This is a genomic window from Scopulibacillus cellulosilyticus, assembly GCF_042665295.1.
Classification (GTDB): Bacteria; Bacillota; Bacilli; order Bacillales; family Sporolactobacillaceae; genus Scopulibacillus_A; species Scopulibacillus_A cellulosilyticus.
Genome location: NZ_JBHTCO010000002.1, coordinates 100,673 through 122,118, shown reverse-complemented (window position 1 = coordinate 122,118; position 21,446 = coordinate 100,673). Strand labels below are relative to the sequence as shown.

Here is a 21,446-nt window from a genome sequence, read left to right as displayed (position 1 = left end):
AAAGACATAATAATATTTTCTTGTACGAATTGATTTATATTCGGCTTAAAAGATTGGAATTAATAATATGTTTTGCTGCATCTTTACCCTGTCGGATACAATCCGGCAAACCGACGCCTTCATAGGATGCACCAGCTAAATAAACGTTAGGATAGTCTTCTTGCAGACGCCCTCTGACATCTTTGAGCCATTGCTTGTGGCCAACAGGATATTGAGGCATGGCCTGTTCCCAACGGCTGACCACCGAAAAATGAGGTTGTTTTTTAATGTTAACAACCGTACTTAAGTTTTCTAATGCTACCTGAGTCAGTTCATCGTCAGATCGATGAATAATATCGTCGTCGCCCGCTTTACCAAGATAGCACCTAACCAACGCTTTACCCTTTGGTGTTGTATGGGGCCACTTCATGTGGGTCCAAGTGGATGCGGTAATAGAGACCGGTTCTCTTCTTGAAACGACAAAACCTGTGCCATTTTTATCCATCTTAACATCTTCTTCATCAAAAGCCATGGCAACGGTTGCCACTGACGTATTAGGATCTGCTTGCTTATTTTTCAGATAAGGGGCTTGCAGAAGGCCTGCCGTCATGTCATGCGGTATTGTGAAAATAACAGCATCGGCCAGAAGTTGTTGACCGCTCGATAACTGCAGTGAATAGTGCTGCTCCTGCTTATCTATCCCGGTAATTTTTGTGCCTGTCATTAAGGAACATTGGTTTAAGGATTCGGCCAGCTTATCAACTAAATGACTCAATCCGCTTTTTAATGTTGCAAACTTGCCTTCATTCGTATTCTCAGGTGCTCTGAGTCCCGCTATCAAACTGCGGGATTCCTTTTCTACTTTAATAAATTGGGGCTGCGTTGCCTGAAGACTTAATTTATAAATGTTCCCGGCATAAATCCCTGATAATAAAGGACTGATGATATGATCAACCATTTCTTCGCCGAGATGATATTTAAAGAACTCGCCGACAGAAGTATCATCAAACGCAGGCATTTTCGGTAAAATTAAATCGTTAAGGGCTCTCGCCTTCCCCTCTTCAGAGAGGAGCTTTGTTTCCATAAGTGACTTGATGCTGGTAGGCACGCCCATGACAGATCCTTCCGGAATCGGATGAAGTTCACCATCTTTTAAAATATACGACTTACCGGTATGATTTGAGACGACTTCATGTTCCAAACCGAGTTCTTCAACTAATTCGAGCGCTTCTTTTTTCCGCTTTAGGAATGAATCAGGGCCTCGTTCAATGACAAAGCCGTCTTGATGAACAGTTTGTATTTTCCCGCCAAATTTATCACTGGCTTCGACAAGTGTTATTTCCAGAGCTTCAGCTTGTTTCTGAAGATAGTAAGCGGCTGACAGTCCTGTCAAGCCTCCTCCTGCGACAACCACACGCTTCTTCACAATTATTCACTTCTTCCAGCAAATTTTTTCAATATAACAGTTGCAAGCGCATCTATAAATTCCGGATTAGCATTTGGCATTTCCGGACGATAATACTTGGCCCCTAATTCATCGGTGACAACCTTGCATTCGTAATCATTATCATAAAGAACTTCAAGATGTTCTGCGACAAATCCGATCGGACAATAAACGAAAGTTTTATACCCCTCATGCTCGTATAAATCACGGGTCAAATCTTGAACGTCGGGACCTATCCATGGATCCGGCGTATTGCCGGCGCTTTGCCAGCCGAGTGCCCAATGCTTAATACCTGCCTGTTCACTTATTAATTTAGCCGTTTCTTCCAATTGAGCAGGATATGGATCTCCTTGGCTGATGATTTTTTCCGGAAGGCTGTGCGCGGAAAAAATGACAACCGATTGATCATGCTCGTTTTCCGGAATTTTATTAAAGGTTTTATTGATTTGATTCACCCAGAATTGTATAAACTTAGGTTCTTTATACCAGCTTTCAACCGACATAATCTCAGGACCGCCAATTTTTTCAGCAGTCTCAGCCGCCCGTTTGTTATAAGACTCCACGCTGAAGTTTGAAAAATGGGGAGCAAGAACAAGGCTGACTGCCTTTTTAATGCCGTCTTTATGCATGTCCTTAACTGCATCTTCAATAAATGGCTGTATATGTTTCAAACCAATATATACTTTAAACTCATAATCGTCTTGGCATTCATTTAAACGCGTTTCAAGACCGAGAGCCTGCTCTTTAGTAATTCTTGCTAAAGGCGACGTTCCGCCAATGGATTGATAGCGTTGCTTTAAATCTTCAAGATGAGCGTCAGATGGCCGCCTTCCATGACGAATATGTGTATAGTAAGGCTCAATATCTTCCGGCTTATATGGCGTGCCATAAGCCATAACAAGCAGCCCTATTCTCTGTTTGTTCAATTTTAACACTCCCGTTACATTTTGCTTGTATAGTCATGTACATAATCAGTTAGTTTCTTTAACGTCTCACCATTTGCAAAGGGAAAGACACCGTGTCCAAGGTTAAAAATATAGCCTGGACGGCTTGCTCCCTGGTCAATGACTTCCTTCGCGCGTTCTTTTAATAACTCAAAAGGTGCTAACAGCAGCGAAGGATCAAGGTTGCCTTGCAACGCCTTGTCTACCCCTAATGCTCTGACCTGTTCAATTGAAATTCGCCAATCAATTGATAAAACATCAACCGGGAGCTTGTTCCACTCCTCTAATAAGTGGCTTGAACCGCTGCCGAAATAAATGGAAGGTACAGTGGTTTCCGTTTCTTTTAACGCCTTAAAAATACGCGCCATCGTAGGCGCAATGTACCTTCTATAATCTTCAGCACTTAAAGCACCTACCCAGGAATCAAATACTTGTACAGCCTGAGCGCCTGAACGAATTTGCGCTTGTAAATAGGTCACCGTCACTTCGGCAAGCCTATCCATTAAAGCCTGCCATTCTTCAGGCTTTGAATACATAAATCCTTTTGTTTTATAGTACCCCTTCGAAGGCCCGCCTTCTATTAAATAGCTGGCTAATGTGAACGGCGCCCCTGAAAAGCCTATCAAAGGGACATCTAACTGTTCTCTTAAAAGTTTAATTGTGTCCAGTATATAAGGGACATCTTTCTCTGGAGCTAAATCTTTTAGTTTTTGTATATCATGTATCGTCGAAACCGGATTGGCAATGACAGGTCCGATACCTTCAACAATTTCAACATCAACACCAATTGGTTTTAAAGGAGTCATAATATCAGCAAATAAAATGGCCGCATCTACCCCAAGCTGCTCAACCGGCAACCGGGTCACTTCTGCACAAACTTCCGGGTTTTCATTAATTTCAAAAAAGGAATACCTCTCCCTGATTGCACGATATTCAGGTTGATAACGCCCTGCCTGCCTCATATACCATACTGGTACATATGGTACTTCTTCCTTGCGGCAAGCCTTCAAAAACGTATCATTGAACTTTTTTCCCATAAGACACCCTTCCCTATCCGTTACAATACGTGTTCAAAAAGGAGAAAAACAGCAGGTCTAAAAACATCGGGATAAATCAGTCTGTTTCCGTGGCTCTTTGAACAAGTTTTTTATCATCCAATATCCATTTTATCTAAAAGTCCTCTGACATGCATTTCATAAATACAGCTATTTTCTTGAAAATATAAATCTGTTCATAAAATAGACCTGTTTTTTCCTCAATTTGGAACAAGGGGGTATTTTAAAATGAATTTTTACAACTTTATTGTAAGCCTTAGGTAATATTTCCATTCATTTATATTCCAAAAAGACCAGTTCCAAAGACGCATAGCAAAGCGAATCTCTGCATTTATTAGTTCATTGTCACTATTTCTTCTTCTCTATAAATTGGTGTATGATGGGAATATATTCTGACTATTAAAAAAGTAACGGAGGTGTTAAATGATAGTTTTACATTAAATGGGGTAATAAAAACTTCTAAAATGATCAGTCAATGTAAGAACTTATTTTAATCATTTTTTCGAGAGGAGAAGCACCGATGAGAAGAATGAAAAATAAAGTATTGTCGGTCGTTGCCGCCGGTACACTATTGCTCGGTGCTGTGCCGTCCATTGCATCCGCTGATACACCAAAGGTTCAGTCCATCCCGCAAGGCACTGGCCCAGCTGTCCTGCAAAACGCAAACTATTTTGGGGATCTTGATCCAGACACGAGTATTACCGTTGATATCGTCATGAAGGTTCACAATAAGGATGCGCTTAAACATTTTATTAATGAAACAGTATCCCCTGAATCTCATCATTACAGAAAATATTTAAGCACTCATCAATTTAAAGCAAAATATGGTGCCCGTCCTAACCAAATCAATACGGTTACACATTATCTTCGTCAATTCGGCATATCCAGCAAAGTATATGATGATAATCTTGTCATTACCGCAACAGGAACTGTCAGCCAATTTAATAAAGCATTCAGCGTTGATATTAAAAAAGCAAAATTTAAAGGCAAACATTTTCATGCAACAAAGAAACAGCCTAAAGCGCCAAAAAATGTGGCCGAAAATATTCTCGCTATTTTAGGGCTGAGTGATTATTCTAATTTTAAATCACTTGCAGTTAAAAGACCTGTAGAAATTAAACAAAAAGATAATTCGCCTGAAGGTCCGCTTAGCCTCGATCCTAAGGATTTAATTAAACGCTACAACGTCCAGCCGCTTTATGATAAAGGCGCTAAAGGTCAAGGACAAACGATCGGCATTGTCACATTGGCTAACTTTAACCCGGAAGATGCCTATTCATTTTGGAAAGAAGAAGGCATCAAGGTTAAGCCAGATCGTATTAAAGTGACTAATGTTGACGGCGGCTCTAATTGGGACGGCTATGAGGAAACTTCTCTGGATGTTGAACAATCCGGGGCGCTGGCGCCAATGTCGGATATTAACGTCTATGTCGGTCCAAATACTGACCCTGGATTTGTCGATGCCTACGCACAGGCTATCAACGAAAATAAAGCCAAGCAAATCTCTGTCAGCTGGGGACTCAGCGAAACAGCGATTATCGACTCGGTTAACCAAAAAGTAGAATCGCCTGAATACGCCGAAGTATTCAATCAGCTTTATATGCAAGCCGCTGCACAGGGCATTTCTATGTTTGCGGCGTCAGGCGATGCGGCAGCTTACGATGCTACAAGGACGCCTGGAACTTATCAGCTGTCAGTTGATAACCCTGCCGACAGTCCTTATGTCACAGCTGCCGGCGGTACAACCTTACCATGGCATACAACAACAAAAACCGGCGTCAAAGTTTCAGTCGACGATGAACGTGCATGGGGCTGGGACTATCTGTATAAATACTTTGATTCATTAGGATACAATAACCCGCAAGGCTGGGCAAATAAATACTTCTCCGGCGGCGGCGGCGGTTTCAGCGCTTTCTTTGATACCCCTGATTATCAGAAAGGCGTGCCCGGCGTCAATTCATACACAGCAGTAAAACAATGGGAACCTAGCAGTGATTATACTTCTGTTCAGCGTGTCACACCGGAACTCGTCAAAGGAACCGGAAAGGGCAGAAACATGCCTGACCTTTCAATGGATGCCGACCCGTATACAGGATATAAAGTATACCTAAGCGATCCAGGAAAACAGGGCTCCAACAGCCAATGGGCTGTATACGGCGGAACAAGCTTTGTATCACCGCAGCTTAATGGATTAACAGCACTTATTAACAGCGCTGACCATACACAAGTCGGTTTCTGGAACCCGCAAATCTATCATTTTGCTAAGGGGAAAAATTCGCCATTTAAGCCATTAAATACAACCGGATCAACAAATGACAATCTGTTCTATACAGGTACTAAAGGGACTGTTTATAATCAAGCAACCGGGCTCGGCGTACCAGATGTCGCTTCATTAGCTGATCACTTTGCACACCAATGGGTAAAACCGGGACCAAAGCGCCCCGGACCGGACGGACACGATCACCATTAGAATTAAAAATAAATCTATCATTCATCAACCCTCGGGATAATCCGGGGGTTTTTATGTTTTGTATATAAATAATGTTAGTATAAGTATGAAAGACTTATTATAAATGATGTATTATGTTTCCCGGACTTTTTGAACTTCCTCTAATAGTATTTTTTCAAAAAGGAGGACAAAAAGAGCCGAGAAGTTCGAGGAACGACAGTCTCGAGGACCGGAGCGTATGGATGTAATACGTGAGGACCGGAGAGACCGAGTGACGAAGAAATTCGATAGCTATTTTTCCCGGACTTTTTGAACTTCCTTTATAGGAGATTAAATGATGTGGATAAGAAAAACACCCTATAAAAAAAACAAAGATCAAGGCATTATAACCTTAAAAAAAGTAACCATCGGCAAGATCGACCAATGGATAATGATACGCGGCACTGACCGCTCAAATCCAATTCTGCTCTTTTTACACGGCGGTCCCGGCGCAGCGCAAATTGGGTTTGCCCGCCCTTTCCAGAGTACACTTGAGGAACATTTTATTGTAGTCAATTGGGATCAGCGCGGCGCTGGATTATCATATTCTAAACATTTAACCGCAACTTCAATGACCATTAATCAATTCGTTTCAGACTTATTGGAAGTTGTTCAGTGGCTGCGCCAAGAATTAAAACATGAAAAAGTTTATTTAGTTGGACATTCTTGGGGGTCGATCATTGGCATGTTAGCCGTTCAAAAACGTCCGGAATGGTTTTACGCCTATTTTGGTGTCGGCCAAGTAGCAGACATTAACAAAGGCGACTTTATTTCTTACGAGTATACGTTGCGTTGTGCAAAAGTCAGCCAAAATAAAAAGGCAATCCTCGAGCTGCAAGCGATTGGCGAACCGCCTTGGAATAACATAAAACACGAACGCATCCATCAAAAATGGTTAAAAAAATTTGGCGGATATTATAAACAAAAAAATTTAGTAGCTAAGTTTTCCAAATACATGCTTTTAAATTCCGAATATCGTTTGATTGATCTTTTTAAACATATTAAAGGCCAACAATTTAGCATGAGTCATATACACGATGAAATGAGCGCGGTTAACCTTACTGAACAAGTAACAGAAGTACAAGTTCCGGTCTTTTTTTGTATCGGCAGGCACGATTATCTCACACCGTATGAGTTAGCCGAAGAATATTACAAAATACTTAAGGCCCCGCAAAAGAGCTATATCTGGTTTGAACATTCCGCCCACTCACCCCATTTTGAGGAATCCGAAAAATTTAATGAGTTCTTAATCAAGCACGCTGTATATGATTAAAAAAGCGCTCCTTTAAAAAAGGAGCGTTAATCATATGATGAATTTTTAAAAGACTGCACCTATATGGAGATTTTCGCTCCTAAACATTTTAAATCGCTCATAAATGCTGAATTTCACACATAAATTTAAACTTTCGCTCATAATCATAAAAGTTTGCTCTTTAATTCTTAGTTTTCGCCCATAAACTTTGAAAAGTCGCTCATAATTTTTAGACTTTCACTCATAAATTTCAATTTTCGCTCCTAATCTTTAAAAGCCGCTCACAAATTCAAACTTTCGCTCCTTTACTTTTTCAAGAACAAATCTAAACGATCAGATTAAGCTTGTTGCCCAAGCGATAACAGAATTTTTTAATAAAGAAAACTTGCCGATTGGCAAGCCTTAATAGGCGAAGACAGAGGCCTAGCTGCTCTTATACTATCGACCTTATCTTGGCAGCTGCGTCGAATCTTCATCTTTGTTGCCAAGATATACTTTCTGATAATGTAAGAAAAACCGGGCATAAAACGCCCGGTTATCATCTTAAAAAGCTTGGGACCCAATCAACCTTCGCTTTGGAAGATGGTTTCCCTTCATGTTTTGTTTGCGGGTTGTACGGAACTACTTCGAATGAACCTGTGTGCAAAGGATTAATATAATCGGCAACATACTCACCTTTTCCTGTTACTTCACCGATCTCGGTTTTCGTTCCGTCTTTAATATGGTAAATGCGATAAACAATACGATCATCCTTAAGCGGTGTCCAGGTAAGTTTAACAGCAGGCATTCCCATATGGCCAATCGTACCGTTGGCTCTTAAATCGGTTATTTTGCCTAAGCGGATCGGCGTATCTAAACTGTCCACATCTGACGGTTTATGGAATGAGAGATTTTGTTGGTCAGGCAAATCGTTAATGATATCTTTAAACAACATAGCCGCATCCCCGCTTCCGCCTGTCAGATATTGATCTTTGGTTGTTTTATCATAGCCTATCCATACAGATCCGACAGCCTTAGGGGTATAACCAACGAACCATGCGTCCCCCAGCCCTTTTTGTCCATACGCTGTTGATCCAGTCTTTCCTGCAAGGGCAGTATTGACATGTCCTTGTTTCCCCGTACCATTTTTGACAACATTCTCAAGCATTTGGGTCATATACCAGGCTGTTTGCTTCTTAAAAACTTTCGTTGCCTTCCTTTTTGCATGGGCGATCAAGTCTCCATTGCTGTCATAAATCGACTGGATAAAATATGGCTTCACTTCGGTACCGCCGTTTGGAAACGAACTGAAAGCTGCAGCCATCTGCAAAGGTGTCACGCCTTCTTTTAGCCCGCCAAGCGCAATCGCCAGCCCCTTATCAGGAATTTTTAATCCAAGCTTGTCAAGATATTCTTTACTGTAATTAACACCAATTTGATTTAATAACCACACAGCAGGCGCATTAGCGGAAATCGTTAATGCGTCATACATCGTCATTTTCCCCGTATAGACGTGATTATAATTTGTAGGTGTATAATCATGATATTTGTGATACGTTATTTTTTTATCTGTCAAAAGTGAATAAGGCTGATATTTGCCTGAATCAAGGGCCGGTCCGTAAACCGCTAAAGGCTTAAAGGCAGAAGCTGGCTGCCGATCCATATCCACATGATTCAAACCTTTTCTCACGTAATCCCGCCCGCCTTGAACGGCCATGACACCGCCGGTTCTAGGATTCATAAGGATAAAGGCGCCTTGCGGTGATTGATTAGGATTTGAGCCGCGGAAATACCTTTTATCCTTAAAATGTTCATACGATGATTTTTCAGCCTCAATATCCATTGGCACCACAATTTTATACCCGCCTGTCATAACCTCTTTGTTGGAAAGATGATATTTCTTTTTAGCCTCATCTAAGACCATATCAATGTAAGTATAATATTCTGGATGATTTGTTGTTTTTTCAACATTAAGGCCCAGCGTCTTTCCTTGATATCTCACCGATTCTTGTGTCGAAATATAACCTTGCTTAGCCATGAGTTGCAGAACCAAATTTCTTCTTTGAATTGACTGTTTTGGATGCAAAACCGGCGAATACTCGTACGGCGACTTCATCAATGCCGCAAGCGTCGCTCCTTCTTCAACAGTCAAATCACTGACATCTTTATTAAAAAAGTATTTTGAAGCAGCTTGTATCCCGTAAGCTCCTTCCCCAAAATAGGCTTGGTTAAGATACATATCCAAAATTTGCGGCTTGCTGTAGCGTCTTTCAAGCGTAAGCGCAATAATCATCTCTTTTATCTTTCTAAACACTGATTTTTGACTTGTCAAAAAGACTCTTTTTGCTAATTGCTGAGTTATCGTACTGCCGCCTTGTGATTTACTTCCAGTTAAAATGTCTTTACCAAGCGCCCTGAATATTCCCCTTACATCAATCCCATGATGTTTGTAAAAACGTGTATCTTCAGCTGATATAAAAGCCTCTTGAACATGCTTCGGTATTTGATCAATTGAGACCGGTTTCCGGTTTTCAATAAATAAGCTTGATATCGTGTGACCATTCTCATCAACAATTTTTGATGTTGTATCCATAACCAGATCTTGTTTATTAATCATTAAATCCCCGGCAAAAATTATGGCAATGTAACCGAAAATCCCTAAGATAAAGACTCCTAAAATAAGTTCAAAAGCGATCAGAACCTTTTTCAGCAAATCTTCACCTCCCCAAAAACGATCTATTTCTTATATTTTCTTCAAAAGTCTCCAAAACATGAATTTAAATCCAGTTGAATTTTCGACGTATATTTTATTTGTGAAGCGGTTATCTTAAAATTGTCAACGTTGGGATATAGCCAAGCGGTAAGGCAACGGACTTTGACTCCGTTATGCGTAGGTTCGAATCCTGCTATCCCAGTTTTTAAAAGTTTTTTCGGGGTGTGAATTCCACTCCCCTTTATATTCGACATATAATACCATAACTTTTTAGTTCATACCATAATAGGAACCAAAAGATTTATTTTTGGTTCCTTTTTTAAAAATGCTTAAACTTGAGGTTATCAATCATGAAAATGCAAACCAATCACCGGCCGTTTCCTTTGCCAATCCGCCCTTGGATGATGACACAAACCTGGAATGACGTATTTTTTATCCACTGGCCAATTGATTTTGATGATATCAGGGATAAAGTTCCAAAGCAATTATATATTGATACCTTTGACGGGCGGGCATGGATCGGCATCATCCCCTTTCATATCACGGATTTCAAGGTAAGGGACGTATTTTCTATTCCTTTAACAAATGCCTTTCCCGAAATTAACGTCCGGACTTACGTTACTTATGATAATAAACCGGGTGTCTACTTCTTCAGTCTTGATGCCGGCCACTGGATGGCGTCTGTTGCAGCACGGACCTTAACCCCGCTGCCTTATTATTTTTCAAAAATTGATTTAACGAAACAGAATGGAGCCATCACCTATAAAAGTAGCCGGCAAGACAAGAATAGTTCAAATGGAGAGTTCGAAGGAACATTTTCTTCAATTTCGTCAACTTACAAATCCGAAAAGGGCACATTGGATGAATGGCTGACTGAGCGGTACTGTTTCTATACAATGAATAGAAATAAGCTGTACCGGTGCGATATTCATCACGAAAAGTGGGAGCTTCAAAAGGCAGAGGGGGAAATTTTAACGGATACACTCGTTTCTTCACAAAGGATCTCATTGCCCGATAAAAAACCAGTATTGCATTATGCTTCGCGTAATAAAGCGCTTATTTGGCCGTTAGTGCGGGTGAGAAAGTGATGATCATACTGATTGGATGGAAGAAAAAATTATGACTAAATAAACCAAGAGCGGCATATTGTAAAGAACCTCATTTTAAATGTCCATTACACGGAAAAGGCATAAAAAAACCTGTTTTGAATGAGATTGAAACATGGTCTCAAACCTGGTTGGAAATAGAGTAACAATCTTAAATAAGAGGAAAAACCGATTCCCCTTAAAGAATCGGTTTCATATCTTTTAAAAATTGTTTAATTTAGCAAAGAACATTAAATAATTATCCATAATCCTAAATTATATTTTAATCTTTTAAATTAAAATTAAAGTGACATACGCCTTCTTTTAGGATGTATTGATCATGTTCAACTTCAAATTTCGGATTATAGCCTTTAGCTACTGCGGGATCAATCATCTGACAGTATAAAATTCCGTACTCATGCATATTATCATCTGCCCATTGCCCGCCAAAAGGACATTGAGTAAAGGTTTGCTCAATGGTGTAAGGCTTAAAAATATTATCATATTTAAACAAGTCACTGCGGCCCATATCATAGTTTGATAGATAATTATCAATCGTATTTGGTTTGCCGAGATGTTCTGCTCTTTGGGCGATACCCTTGCCTCGCTCCTCTCCAAAGGTTCTGACGCCTTCTTTTATTGCGTCTTTACCCTCTTCACCCTTTTCATCTACAACCGTTTTAGCAATTTGTGCAAATAATTTAGCCATTAATCCATAAATCGTTGTATCGCCATATTTATTTACATCATCAAAGTTTTCAGGAATATATTGATGCAAAACATGCTCTTCACCTTCATTTGACGCTTGCTCGGCAATATCATTGGCATCTTTAAAGCCAAACTTTTTAACGCCAGTTTGAATGAGCTCCCTGCCTTCATTTTCGAAGGCGGTGGTCACAGATTTTTCCAGATGGGTAAACAGCTTTGCGGTAATTCTATACATTGATAAAGGCGGTAATGGTTTATTTATTGTTTCCATAGCGTTCCCCCAAAATTAAATGTTGATTTTTTTCATTATATACTTTAAATTAAGTTTATTCAATCCATACAAATCCTATAGGAATTCACCATTTACATCAGGAAGGAGAAAAATCATGATCAATTCAGGCACTTATATAATATTTATTGAGGTTGCTATTTACCTTTTATTCATGTTAGGCATCGGCGTTTACTTTAGTAAAAAAGATTTAGACCACGGTGATTATATTTTAGGCGGAAACAGATTACCCGGCTGGGCGTTAGCCTTCTCTGAAAGAGCTACCGGAGAATCAGCATATATGTTTTTAGGCGCGATAGGTTTTATTTATGTCACTGGCCTGTCGGGTATTTGGATTCTATTCGGCATGTTTTTCGGCGTTATTTTTTCATGGTTGTTCCTTTCAGAAAAGTTTATGAATGAAAGAAAAAAATATGATGTATACACGCTTTCAGATTATCTGGCTGTTAAATTTCCCCGGCACAGTCATATTATTAGATGGTTATCAAGCATTATTATCGGTGTCTTCTTTGTTTTCTATATATCCGGACAATTTGCCGGAACCGGGAAAACCTTATATTCTATTTCAGGAATTAATGTAACATGGGGGACAATCATTCTTTCTGTTATTATTATCGCCTATTCATGTATGGGAGGCTTTATGTCTGTCGTATGGACGGACGTAGTCCAAAGTTTCCTCATGGTTGCTACCTTTATCGTCGTACCGATTGTTGCTTTTACAGAAATACATGCCCATGGTCTATCAATCTCCCAGTCATTAACTCACATGGGACATGGGGGAGACAGCTGGATAGGCGGATTATCGGGTATTGGATTAGGAATTTTATTATTTGCAAACTTTTCTTGGTTCTTTGGATGGCTTGGCGGTCAGCCTCAACTAAGTTCAAGGTTCATGGCTTTAAGAGATAAACAAGAAGCAAAGACTGCCAAAGTTGTGGCAATAGCTTGGACTTTAATTGTTTATATCGGCGCCTTTTTAGTTGGTATATTCGGAATAACTTTATACAAACAAGGAACATTATCCGACTCTGAATTAATCTTGCCTTATATGTTGTCGCATTTGTTACCGCCTTGGGCTACAGGTATTTTTATCGCGAGTATATTGGCTGCTATTATGTCAACCGCTTCTTCACAATTAATGGTGATAACAACATCAATTAGTGAAGATATTATTCACAAATCATTAGGTTTAAAATTATCGAGTAAATCTCTTGTGAAAATTAGCAGAATAACTGTTATTGTTGGCGGCGTCCTTGGACTTATTCTAGCACTATTGTCAAAGTCTTTAATCTATACTGTTGTCAGCTTTGCTTGGGCTGGTATTGGAAATACTTTTTCTGCAGCTATTCTTTTGACCTTTTTCTGGAAAAGGGCTTCCGGCGCCGGAATCGTAGCAACTATTGTCACTGGCTTTATTAGTGCAATTGTTTGGGCAAGTTCACCGTTAGAACAAATCATAACTTCAAGAGCCAGCACATTTTTCATTGCGCTTATAGTCGGGATTATTGTCAGTCTTTTGATGCCGGATAAAAAGGCTGTTAAAAATGAATTTATAACTGAATCTGAAAATGAAATTAACGAACAGTTAGGTTAAATCGTACAAATTTGACGCTTTAAGTTGTTTACTGCAGTCCTCCTTCAACTTAGAGTAAAGGTCTATTTTAGTTAGAAAAATCACCCGTGATCTGGATTATCTCGATCACGGGTGATTTTTGATTTCTAAAACCCTTTAAATAACGATAAACATTAACTCTTAATCAAAATTCATATTTGATAGGTCTGAATGATGTCAATCCTATTTTTTGTTCGAAACATCATATAACGTTCTTAAGCCGTTTGACGATAACGTTTTACCTTATCATTTGTTCTTTTTCCTAACAAAAGCACCGCTACGATCATAATAATAATAAGACCCCATTTAATTATCGGCAAATCATTAAAAAATTGATCGATAAGCGGTTCGCTCATTAACATCTTGCCGGCGGTAAAAGCAAGTATGGCTGATCCGGCATAAATAATCCAAGAGTATCTATTAATTAATTTAAGAAAAATTGCACTGCTCCCCATGATCATCGGCACACTAATTATAAGTCCCAACACCACTAATAAATAACTGCCATGTGCTGCGCCTGCGACTGCCAGCACATTGTCAAGTCCCATTAATGCATCGGCTATAATGATCGTTCGAACCGCGCCAATTAAGCTGTTTTCTGCTTTTATATCCTTATGATCCTTATCATCGACTAACAGCTTATAGGCAATCCATATTAATAACAAACCGCCGATAAAATGCAATCCCGGCACTTTTAACAACCAGACAACAATCAAAGTAGCTAATGCACGAATGCCAACAGCACCAATCGTTCCCCATAAAATAGCTTTCTTTTGTTGCTTTTCCGGTACACGTCTCGCCGCTAACGCAATAACAATCGCATTATCTCCTGCAAGGATTAAATCAATACCGACTATCAGAAGCAATCCCGTCCAAAAATCAATTGTCATTAGAAATTCCATTTTACATCCCCTTTTTTTAAAATAAAAAAACAGCCCCTACCACTTGGTAAAGGCTGTTTTTATGCATATAAAAAGACCTTTACCAATTAAAACATGGCAAAGGTCTTGCTAACAACGTTCCGTTCGTTGCCAACAAAGGCCGGGGATGTTATCCCGAAATGACGACCTAAGTTGTACAGCTACTCCCCTTTGAGAAGCTATTTTATTTAAAATAATCATAATTCATAAAAAGCCGTCTGTCAATAGCTTTTATAACAATTACAAAGATATTTTTATTCCGACACATTCTCATCATTTCCCCGGAAATATGAGAAGTTCATTTTACAAAAATTGCTCATTAATTTAGGCGGCTATCACACTCTGATGACCGTTCGCATAATTTATTGACATAAAAATGAAACATCACAGGAGGCAAGGCAGATGGGGATAGAGTTAACTGCTGTTCATTGGGTTTATGTGGTGTTTATCTTATTAATTATTGGCTTTATGGTTTTTAAACGTGATACGACCCTCGTTTGTATATTAGGTATCTTTATTATCGGACTCATGGCAACAGCTTCATTTACAACAGCTATCAGCAGTGTCTTTAATGGATTAATATATGCGATCACCCAGTTATTGGGCACCATTTTGGTTATCTCAATTATTGTCGCGTTAAGTCATGTTATGACAAAAACAGGAATAAATGACGCAATGATTGCTCCGTTTACAAAACTGATTAAAAATCCAACTCTGGCTTTTTGGATTACTGGACCGCTAATGATGGTCGTTTCATTTTTCTTTTGGCCTTCACCTGCTATTGCTTTGTTAGGTGTCGTTTTGCTTCCAGCTGCTACAAGAGTCGGCCTTCCGGCAATGGGTGCGGCAATTGCTATGAATCTCTTTGGTCACGGTATTGCTCTGTCAGGAGACTATATTATTCAAGGCGCCCCCAAGTTAACTGCTGATGCGGCTGGTATTCCAGTATCTGAAGTAATGAAAGCAAGTGTCCCTCTTGTTATCGTTATGGGGGTTGTCACAACGGTAACCGCCTTCTTCTTGCTCAAACGTGATATGCGTCTTGGCCGACTGGCTGTCAACAGCACTGACTTCCAGAAAACAAATAAAAAAGCTATAAATAAAAAAATATTATCCTATAAAGCCCAGGTCATATTCGCTATTCTGATCCCCGTCTTTTTAATCTTGGATGTTGCCGGTATGATCGTCCTTCATCTTCAAGGCGGAGATGCTACTGCTTTAATCGGCGGTACAATTACCTTTTTGCTTATGATCATATCGCTTTGCGCTCATAAAAATGAGGGGTTGGAAAAAATAACCTCTTACCTCATTGAAGGGCTTCAGTTCGGATTCAAGGTTTTCGGACCTGTCATCCCCATCGCAGCATTCTTCTATATTGGCGATGACGGTTTTAAAGCGGTATTTGGTCAAAACCTTCCTCATTCGATGGGAATTGTCAACGATCTTGGCAACGCATTAGCTCATACAATGCCTGTTAATAGTGAAGTTGCTTCAGGGACGTTAACGATTGTCGGTGCTATTACGGGACTGGATGGTTCAGGTTTCTCAGGTATTTCACTTGCTGGTTCAGTTGCTCACCTTTTTGCAGGTGCGCTCGGTCACGGAATAGCAACACTTACAGCAATGGGGCAAATTGCCGCCATTTGGGTCGGAGGCGGGACAATTATTCCATGGGCACTTATCCCGGCTGCCGCTATCTGCAATGTTAATGCTTTCGAATTAGCCAGAAGGAATCTTATTCCTGTTATACTCGGGCTGGTTGTTACAACAATCGTTGCCATGTTTTTAGTTTAAAGCTGCTTATATTGCAGCTTTTTTTCTGTATAAATCAGGTTTTTCAAACGGACTTTCAAATACATGTGTAAAAAACAGCAAAACAGGGAAAATAATCACCACAATGAATGAACGAGAGGAAGTTGTCTATGGATAAAGTTTCCGTCGTCGTCAATCCAAATGCCGGTCAGCAAAAGATCAAAGAAAACTTTGAAAGTATTTCAAACATACTTTCAGATGGATTCAAACAAGTCGCCTTCTATGAAACACAAAAAGAAGGAGACGGAACTGATTTCGCCCAAAAACTGGCAAACGATTCGGACCTTATTATCGCCGCCGGGGGAGATGGTACTGTTTACGAAGTCTTAAACGGCCTTGCTCCTTTAAAAAAACGGCCGGCATTTGCGATAATCCCCGGAGGCACTTGCAATGACTTTTCACGTGCCATAGGTATGAATCAAAATCCAGTTAAAGCCGCTGAACAGATCATTCAAAAAAATATTCAGGAAATTGATGTCGGGTTTGATGGCAGCCAATACTTCCTTAATTTTTGGGGGATTGGGTTAATTACCGCGGTATCAAGTCAAATTGAGGAAGATGTTAAATCCACATTTGGGCGTCTTTCTTATTATATGAGCACATTGCAAAATATAAAGGAAAATAAAAGTTTTTATTACGAAATGAATGACGCCACTCATTATTATTCAGGAAAAGCCGAAATGATTATTATTGCTAATGGGCCGTTTACAGGGGGTGTTAAACCTTTTTTGCCCGAAGTTAATATTCAGGATGGCATGCTCGACGTTCTAGTATTGAAGGAAACAAATTTATCTTCCTTCTTTTCTATTTTTAAAAAAAGAACAGGAATGATGCAAGAAAAGGATGAAAATATTATTCATTTTCAAACACCGCAACTGTCTTTAAAAACATCACCTAAAAAACTGATAGATTGCGATGGTGAAAGGTATTTCAAAACACCGGCTACAATTAAAGCCATTCCTAATCATTTAAAAATGCTGGCTGGAAAGCAGCTGTTTAATTAAACTTTCTTGCATACTCACGACGACAAGCGGAACTTCACCCGGAAGAAGACCAATTTAGCAAGACTTCTATATTAATTATTTACCCTGACTCTTAAAAGATTTTTCTAAAATTAATGTTTAACTTTCTGTTTAAAGGGTAAATATTAAATAGATCATAAGATAAAGGAAGGATGAATCATTAATGGAACAAGAAATGAAAGAACTTATCGATGGATTAAACGAAGATTTAGCTGGGGAGTATTCCGCAGCCATTCAATACACATACTATGCTTCTGCAGTACAAGGGCTTTATTATCAAATTTTAAAACCTATGTTTGAAAGTGAAATCCCGGATGAACAAGGCCATGCCCTTTACTTATCAGAAAAGATTATTAACCTAGGCGGCCAGCCAACAACGAAACCGGTTGAAGTAAAGCCGGTAACTGAAGCAAAAGAAATGCTTGAAGAAGCCCGTAAAGCAGAAAAAGAAACAATTGAACGTTATAAAAAACGCCGTGAACAAGCGGATAAGTTAGGCTTAGTAGAATTGGTCGTTAAATTAGAAGATATTATCGCCGATGAAACAAAACATATGGAAGAAATGCAACGTTTACTTAACGATCCGCGCTTTTCTTAATAACGTATAAACACCTGCCTAGGCAGGTGTTTTAATTTTATGACGAACATAACCTAAAGTGAAAACGATGTTCAATAATATTGACAATACGAGTAAGATAATAAACGACATGAGCGTACCAATGGCAAAACCCCCTGCCAAACTGAGCACAATCCCCTGGATGACCAATAATATAAACAATATTTGCAAATAACTTTTTTCCCTAATTTTATTTGCAATAGGATATAAATCAGCCAGTGCTTGCGGTGTCACATGATACCAAAGTGTCAAAAGCTGAACAGCTGTTAAATACATGACAGCAAGCAAAACAAAATATGTACTATATCCATGAGTAAATAACACCTCAATAATCATTCCGATAATCGTCAGTCTGACATACAGGCCAAAGTATTCATGCGCTCTAATAAATGTTTTCGCATAAAACTTTTTATACACTGATTCCTGCCCGTATGAAAATTCGGTCAGTCCATTTAACCAAAACCTCGGCTTTACTTTTCCTTTTAATTGCGGGACATCGGTAAAAAGGTTCGCAAACCGGAGGAGAATCATCATTTGTTTATTCTCCATTTCCAAAAGACGGTCCCATTTTAACAGCCTCTTATTTGCCTGACTGCGAAATAGGATGGATAATCCCACCATTACACATAACAGTAACAGTACAAGAATTATATGTTTTCCGCTCACAACCGCATAAACAAAACAAAGAGAAACGATTCCCCTGATAAATTTAAACAGGAACGTCTGGGGTATATATTGCTCTTGCCATTTGCAATCTATATTCCACCATTTTGCCGCAAAAATTAAAATAGCTGTCGCGATTAATGCCAAAAAGCTATGGTTAATCATTCGGAAATATAATGGCGAAAATAAAACAAGACATATAATTATCGTTATACACTGCAATTGAAAGCTGTACTGGCGGCTTTTTTTAAAGTATGTCCCTAATTTTGATTCAAGCGGCAGCAAAAAGACCAGATCCGCCGACTCCAAAAAAGTTCGGATTGGGGTTCGGATAACAAAAATACTTATAGCAAGTGCAATCAATAAGGCGCTTGGAAAAGACGGCGTCAGTGTGTCCAGCCACTTTTTATAATAAATACTCCCGACAATAATAATGACATAAAGCACAAACACTAATCCGCTGTTCTTCGTAATCAGTTTCCAATACCGGGAAGCCATCTTCCAATACTCCGAACGTCTCCGGTTCCATAACGCTTCTACTTTATCCATGATGTTTCTCCTCTGGCGACCGCTACATAAATATCATGAAGCGAAGCACGAGTGTCTCCGTACTTTTCCTTAATATCATCTATCGTCCCTTGAATAGCAATTTTTCCATCATGAAGAATGATGAACCGGTCGCAATATTGTTCAGCCGTCGAGAGAATATGCGTTGACATCAAGATTGCCGCACCCTCTTCTTTCATTTCTTTCATTAAATCAAGAAAAGATTGAATACCAATTGGATCAAGTCCTACAAACGGTTCGTCGACAACATACAAATGAGGCTGCACGAGGAAAGCGCACATGATCATGACTTTTTGCTTCATCCCTTTAGAAAAATGCCCCGGAAACCATTTTAATTTATTTTCCATCCGGAACATTTTTAATAAACGGTTCATTCGTTCATGAAAAGTTTTTTCATCGATTTGATAAGCCATCGCTGAGAGCTCTAAATGCTCTTTAAGGGTTAATTGCTCGTATAGATCCGGCGTTTCCGGAATGTATGCCATTTGGCTTCTGTAAAACAATTTATCTTCTTTGATCGTCTTGCCATTGACATGAATATCACCTTCAAATGGTTCCAGTAATCCGAGAATATGCTTAATTGTCGTGCTCTTACCCGCACCATTTAAACCGACAAGCCCGACTAATTCACCTTGATTTACATGAAAATTAAGGTCATGAAGAATTGGCTGATTAATAGAATAACCGCCTTTTAAATGACTGACATCCAATACTGTTTCCATCTGTTACATTTCCTCTCCTAAGGATTTTTCTTTATACTATCAAAAAGTATATCTTGGCAACTTAGAAGAAGATTCGGCGTAGATGCCAAGATAAGGTCGATAGTATAAGCGCAACTAGGCCTCTGTCTTCGCCTTTTAAGGCTTGCCAATCGGCAAGTTTTCTTTAGTTTATCAAATATTGCTGTAAGTCTCTAACCAGGATGCGAACGTTCTTATTATTATGATAAAATAAAACAAGGTAAATATCCGCATAAATGAATTGAATGAAAGGATGAATCACTATGGCTCACGATCCAAATTGTATTTTTTGTAAAATCATTAACGGTGAAATTCCAAGTGCAAAAGTGTTTGAAAATGAGGATGTCTTTGCTTTTTTAGATATTAGCCAAAATACAAAAGGACATACACTTGTTATTCCCAAAGATCATCAACAAGATATATTCAGTCTTAAATCGGAAACTGCCGCAAAATTATTCTCAGTTGTCCCGCAAATTGCACAAGGTATTAAAGATACCTTTAACCCGATTGGCATGAACTTACTTAATAATAACGGTGAATTCGCCGGCCAAACTGTTTTCCATTATCATATACATATCTTGCCACGCTACGGCAAAGGCGACGGTTTCGGCGCTGTTTGGCATTCACACGAAAGTGATTACAGCGAGCAGGACCGTCAAGACATGGCAGATAAAATTGCCAAAGCGATTAAAGCCTAAAACACTACTTAATAATTCGGAAACTTTATCCATTGCACCTTTAGGTATTTCGTAGTATATTATTGTTAACTAAAATTACAGGTTCAAAAAAGAGGACAAAAAGAGCCGAGGAGTTCGAGGAACGACAGTCTCGAGGACCGGATCGTATGGAAATAATACGTGAGAACCGGAGAGACCGAGTGACGAAGAAATCCGAAAGCTATTTTTCCCGGACTTTTTGAACTTCCTAACCTCGCAATAAACCACAGGGTATTATTGGAGGCCAAAAAGAGATCAGTTGAGGAGAGATGAGAAATGAAGCTTCAAAAGCTTTTGTTAATCGCTATTTTTCTAGGCATAGGGACTATTTTCCACGCGCTGATACCAGGTATCTTTTTTGGCATGAAACCTGATATGTTATTAACGATGATGTTCATATCCATCTTTTTATTTGCGGAAAGAGGAAACATCGTCATAGTCGGGCTGGTTGCCGGTATTCTATCAGGCTTTACTACGACTATACCCGGCGGATTCATTCCAAATATTATTGATAAATTGGTTACAGCCTTAGTGATTTTCGCCCTCTATTGCCTGTTAAGACGAGTAATGAATCATATGGTTACAGCACCTATTTTAACTGCAGTGGGAACAGCCGTCAGCGGTACCGTATTTCTTACAGCATTGACCGTTCTCGGAGCTTTGCCTGCAAAAACAAGCTTTATCGCTATGTTTATTGCAGTCGTCCTTCCGGCAGTCGTTATTAATACCATTTTTGTAGCGATCATTTACCCTATTATTGTAAAAATTATGGGGCAATCAAGAAAAAGTCAATTATCATCGAATATAGCAAAACGAAGTTAATTTTATAATATAAAAAGGAT

The 21,446-nt window shown here is 39.3% G+C and carries 17 protein-coding genes and 1 tRNA gene; 10 read left to right on the top strand and 8 right to left on the bottom strand.

Annotation, left to right across the window (positions count from 1 at the left end):
- Positions 1–34: 34 nt before the first annotated feature.
- Genes hemY through hemE form a run of 3 tightly spaced genes read right to left on the bottom strand, consistent with a single transcriptional unit; the run spans position 35 to position 3,404 of the window.
- Positions 35–1,405 carry a protoporphyrinogen oxidase gene (gene hemY, locus ACFQRG_RS01655; protein ID WP_380962964.1) on the bottom strand — a complete coding sequence of 457 codons (1,371 nt, stop codon included), beginning with the start codon at positions 1,403–1,405 and terminating at the stop codon, positions 35–37.
- Positions 1,406–1,407: 2 nt separating this feature from the next.
- A complete protein-coding gene (gene hemH / locus ACFQRG_RS01650; RefSeq protein WP_380963239.1) occupies positions 1,408–2,319 on the bottom strand; it encodes a ferrochelatase in 912 nt (303 codons plus the stop codon).
- Positions 2,320–2,363: 44 nt separating this feature from the next.
- Positions 2,364–3,404 carry a uroporphyrinogen decarboxylase gene (gene hemE, locus ACFQRG_RS01645; protein ID WP_380962962.1) on the bottom strand — a complete coding sequence of 347 codons (1,041 nt, stop codon included), beginning with the start codon at positions 3,402–3,404 and terminating at the stop codon, positions 2,364–2,366.
- A gap of 538 nt (positions 3,405–3,942) precedes the next feature.
- Between hemE and ACFQRG_RS01640 the strand changes: the two genes are divergently transcribed.
- Positions 3,943–5,892, top strand: coding sequence for a S53 family peptidase (locus ACFQRG_RS01640; RefSeq protein ID WP_380962960.1), 1,950 nt, complete (start codon positions 3,943–3,945; stop codon positions 5,890–5,892).
- A gap of 313 nt (positions 5,893–6,205) precedes the next feature.
- Positions 6,206–7,183, top strand: a complete 978-nt coding sequence (locus ACFQRG_RS01635) for an alpha/beta fold hydrolase (RefSeq protein WP_380962958.1) — start codon at positions 6,206–6,208, stop codon at positions 7,181–7,183.
- Between the two features lie 517 nt (positions 7,184–7,700).
- Here ACFQRG_RS01635 and ACFQRG_RS01630 read toward each other — a convergent pair.
- Entirely contained in the window at positions 7,701–9,854 is a 2,154-nt protein-coding gene (locus ACFQRG_RS01630) for a transglycosylase domain-containing protein (RefSeq protein WP_380962956.1), read from the bottom strand.
- 130 nt (positions 9,855–9,984) lie between these two features.
- On the opposite strand from ACFQRG_RS01630, the gene ACFQRG_RS01625 reads away from it, so the two are divergent.
- Together ACFQRG_RS01625 and ACFQRG_RS01620 are read left to right on the top strand one after the other, a co-directional pair.
- Positions 9,985–10,056: transfer RNA gene (locus ACFQRG_RS01625), tRNA-Gln, on the top strand.
- A 148-nt stretch (positions 10,057–10,204) separates the two neighbouring features.
- Positions 10,205–10,942 carry a YqjF family protein gene (locus tag ACFQRG_RS01620; RefSeq protein WP_380962954.1) on the top strand — a complete coding sequence of 246 codons (738 nt, stop codon included), beginning with the start codon at positions 10,205–10,207 and terminating at the stop codon, positions 10,940–10,942.
- 280 nt (positions 10,943–11,222) lie between these two features.
- On the opposite strand, the gene ACFQRG_RS01615 is transcribed toward ACFQRG_RS01620, so the two are convergent.
- Positions 11,223–11,918, bottom strand: coding sequence for an L-2-amino-thiazoline-4-carboxylic acid hydrolase (locus ACFQRG_RS01615; protein ID WP_380962952.1), 696 nt, complete (start codon positions 11,916–11,918; stop codon positions 11,223–11,225).
- Between the two features lie 115 nt (positions 11,919–12,033).
- On the opposite strand from ACFQRG_RS01615, the gene ACFQRG_RS01610 reads away from it, so the two are divergent.
- Complete coding sequence (locus ACFQRG_RS01610; protein WP_380962950.1) at positions 12,034–13,530, top strand: sodium/proline symporter; 1,497 nt, start codon at positions 12,034–12,036, stop codon at positions 13,528–13,530.
- Positions 13,531–13,763: 233 nt separating this feature from the next.
- Here ACFQRG_RS01610 and ACFQRG_RS01605 read toward each other — a convergent pair whose 3' ends face one another.
- On the bottom strand, positions 13,764–14,450 hold the full coding sequence (locus tag ACFQRG_RS01605; RefSeq protein ID WP_380962948.1) for a TerC family protein: 687 nt from the start codon (positions 14,448–14,450) through the stop codon (positions 13,764–13,766).
- Between the two features lie 420 nt (positions 14,451–14,870).
- Between ACFQRG_RS01605 and ACFQRG_RS01600 the strand changes: the two genes are divergently transcribed.
- The 3 genes from ACFQRG_RS01600 (at position 14,871) to ACFQRG_RS01590 (ending at position 17,900) form a co-directional block, all read left to right on the top strand.
- Complete coding sequence (locus tag ACFQRG_RS01600; RefSeq protein ID WP_380962946.1) at positions 14,871–16,262, top strand: hypothetical protein; 1,392 nt, start codon at positions 14,871–14,873, stop codon at positions 16,260–16,262.
- A gap of 128 nt (positions 16,263–16,390) precedes the next feature.
- Positions 16,391–17,284, top strand: a complete 894-nt coding sequence (locus ACFQRG_RS01595; protein ID WP_380962944.1) for a diacylglycerol/lipid kinase family protein — start codon at positions 16,391–16,393, stop codon at positions 17,282–17,284.
- 181 nt (positions 17,285–17,465) lie between these two features.
- On the top strand, positions 17,466–17,900 hold the full coding sequence (locus ACFQRG_RS01590; protein ID WP_380962942.1) for a ferritin-like domain-containing protein: 435 nt from the start codon (positions 17,466–17,468) through the stop codon (positions 17,898–17,900).
- A gap of 18 nt (positions 17,901–17,918) precedes the next feature.
- Here the strand turns inward: ACFQRG_RS01590 and ACFQRG_RS01585 are convergent, their stop codons facing one another.
- Together ACFQRG_RS01585 and ACFQRG_RS01580 are read right to left on the bottom strand one after the other, a co-directional pair.
- A complete protein-coding gene (locus ACFQRG_RS01585; protein WP_380962940.1) occupies positions 17,919–19,130 on the bottom strand; it encodes an ABC transporter permease in 1,212 nt (403 codons plus the stop codon).
- Positions 19,118–19,870, bottom strand: coding sequence for an ABC transporter ATP-binding protein (locus tag ACFQRG_RS01580; protein ID WP_380962938.1), 753 nt, complete (start codon positions 19,868–19,870; stop codon positions 19,118–19,120). Before ACFQRG_RS01580 ends, ACFQRG_RS01585 begins: the two co-directional genes overlap by 13 nt.
- A gap of 281 nt (positions 19,871–20,151) precedes the next feature.
- Here ACFQRG_RS01580 and ACFQRG_RS01575 point away from each other — a divergent pair, with 281 nt between their 5' ends.
- A complete protein-coding gene (locus tag ACFQRG_RS01575; protein WP_380962936.1) occupies positions 20,152–20,586 on the top strand; it encodes an HIT family protein in 435 nt (144 codons plus the stop codon).
- A 294-nt stretch (positions 20,587–20,880) separates the two neighbouring features.
- A complete protein-coding gene (locus tag ACFQRG_RS01570) occupies positions 20,881–21,426 on the top strand; it encodes a tryptophan transporter (protein WP_380962934.1) in 546 nt (181 codons plus the stop codon).
- The last annotated feature ends 20 nt before the right edge of the window (positions 21,427–21,446 follow it).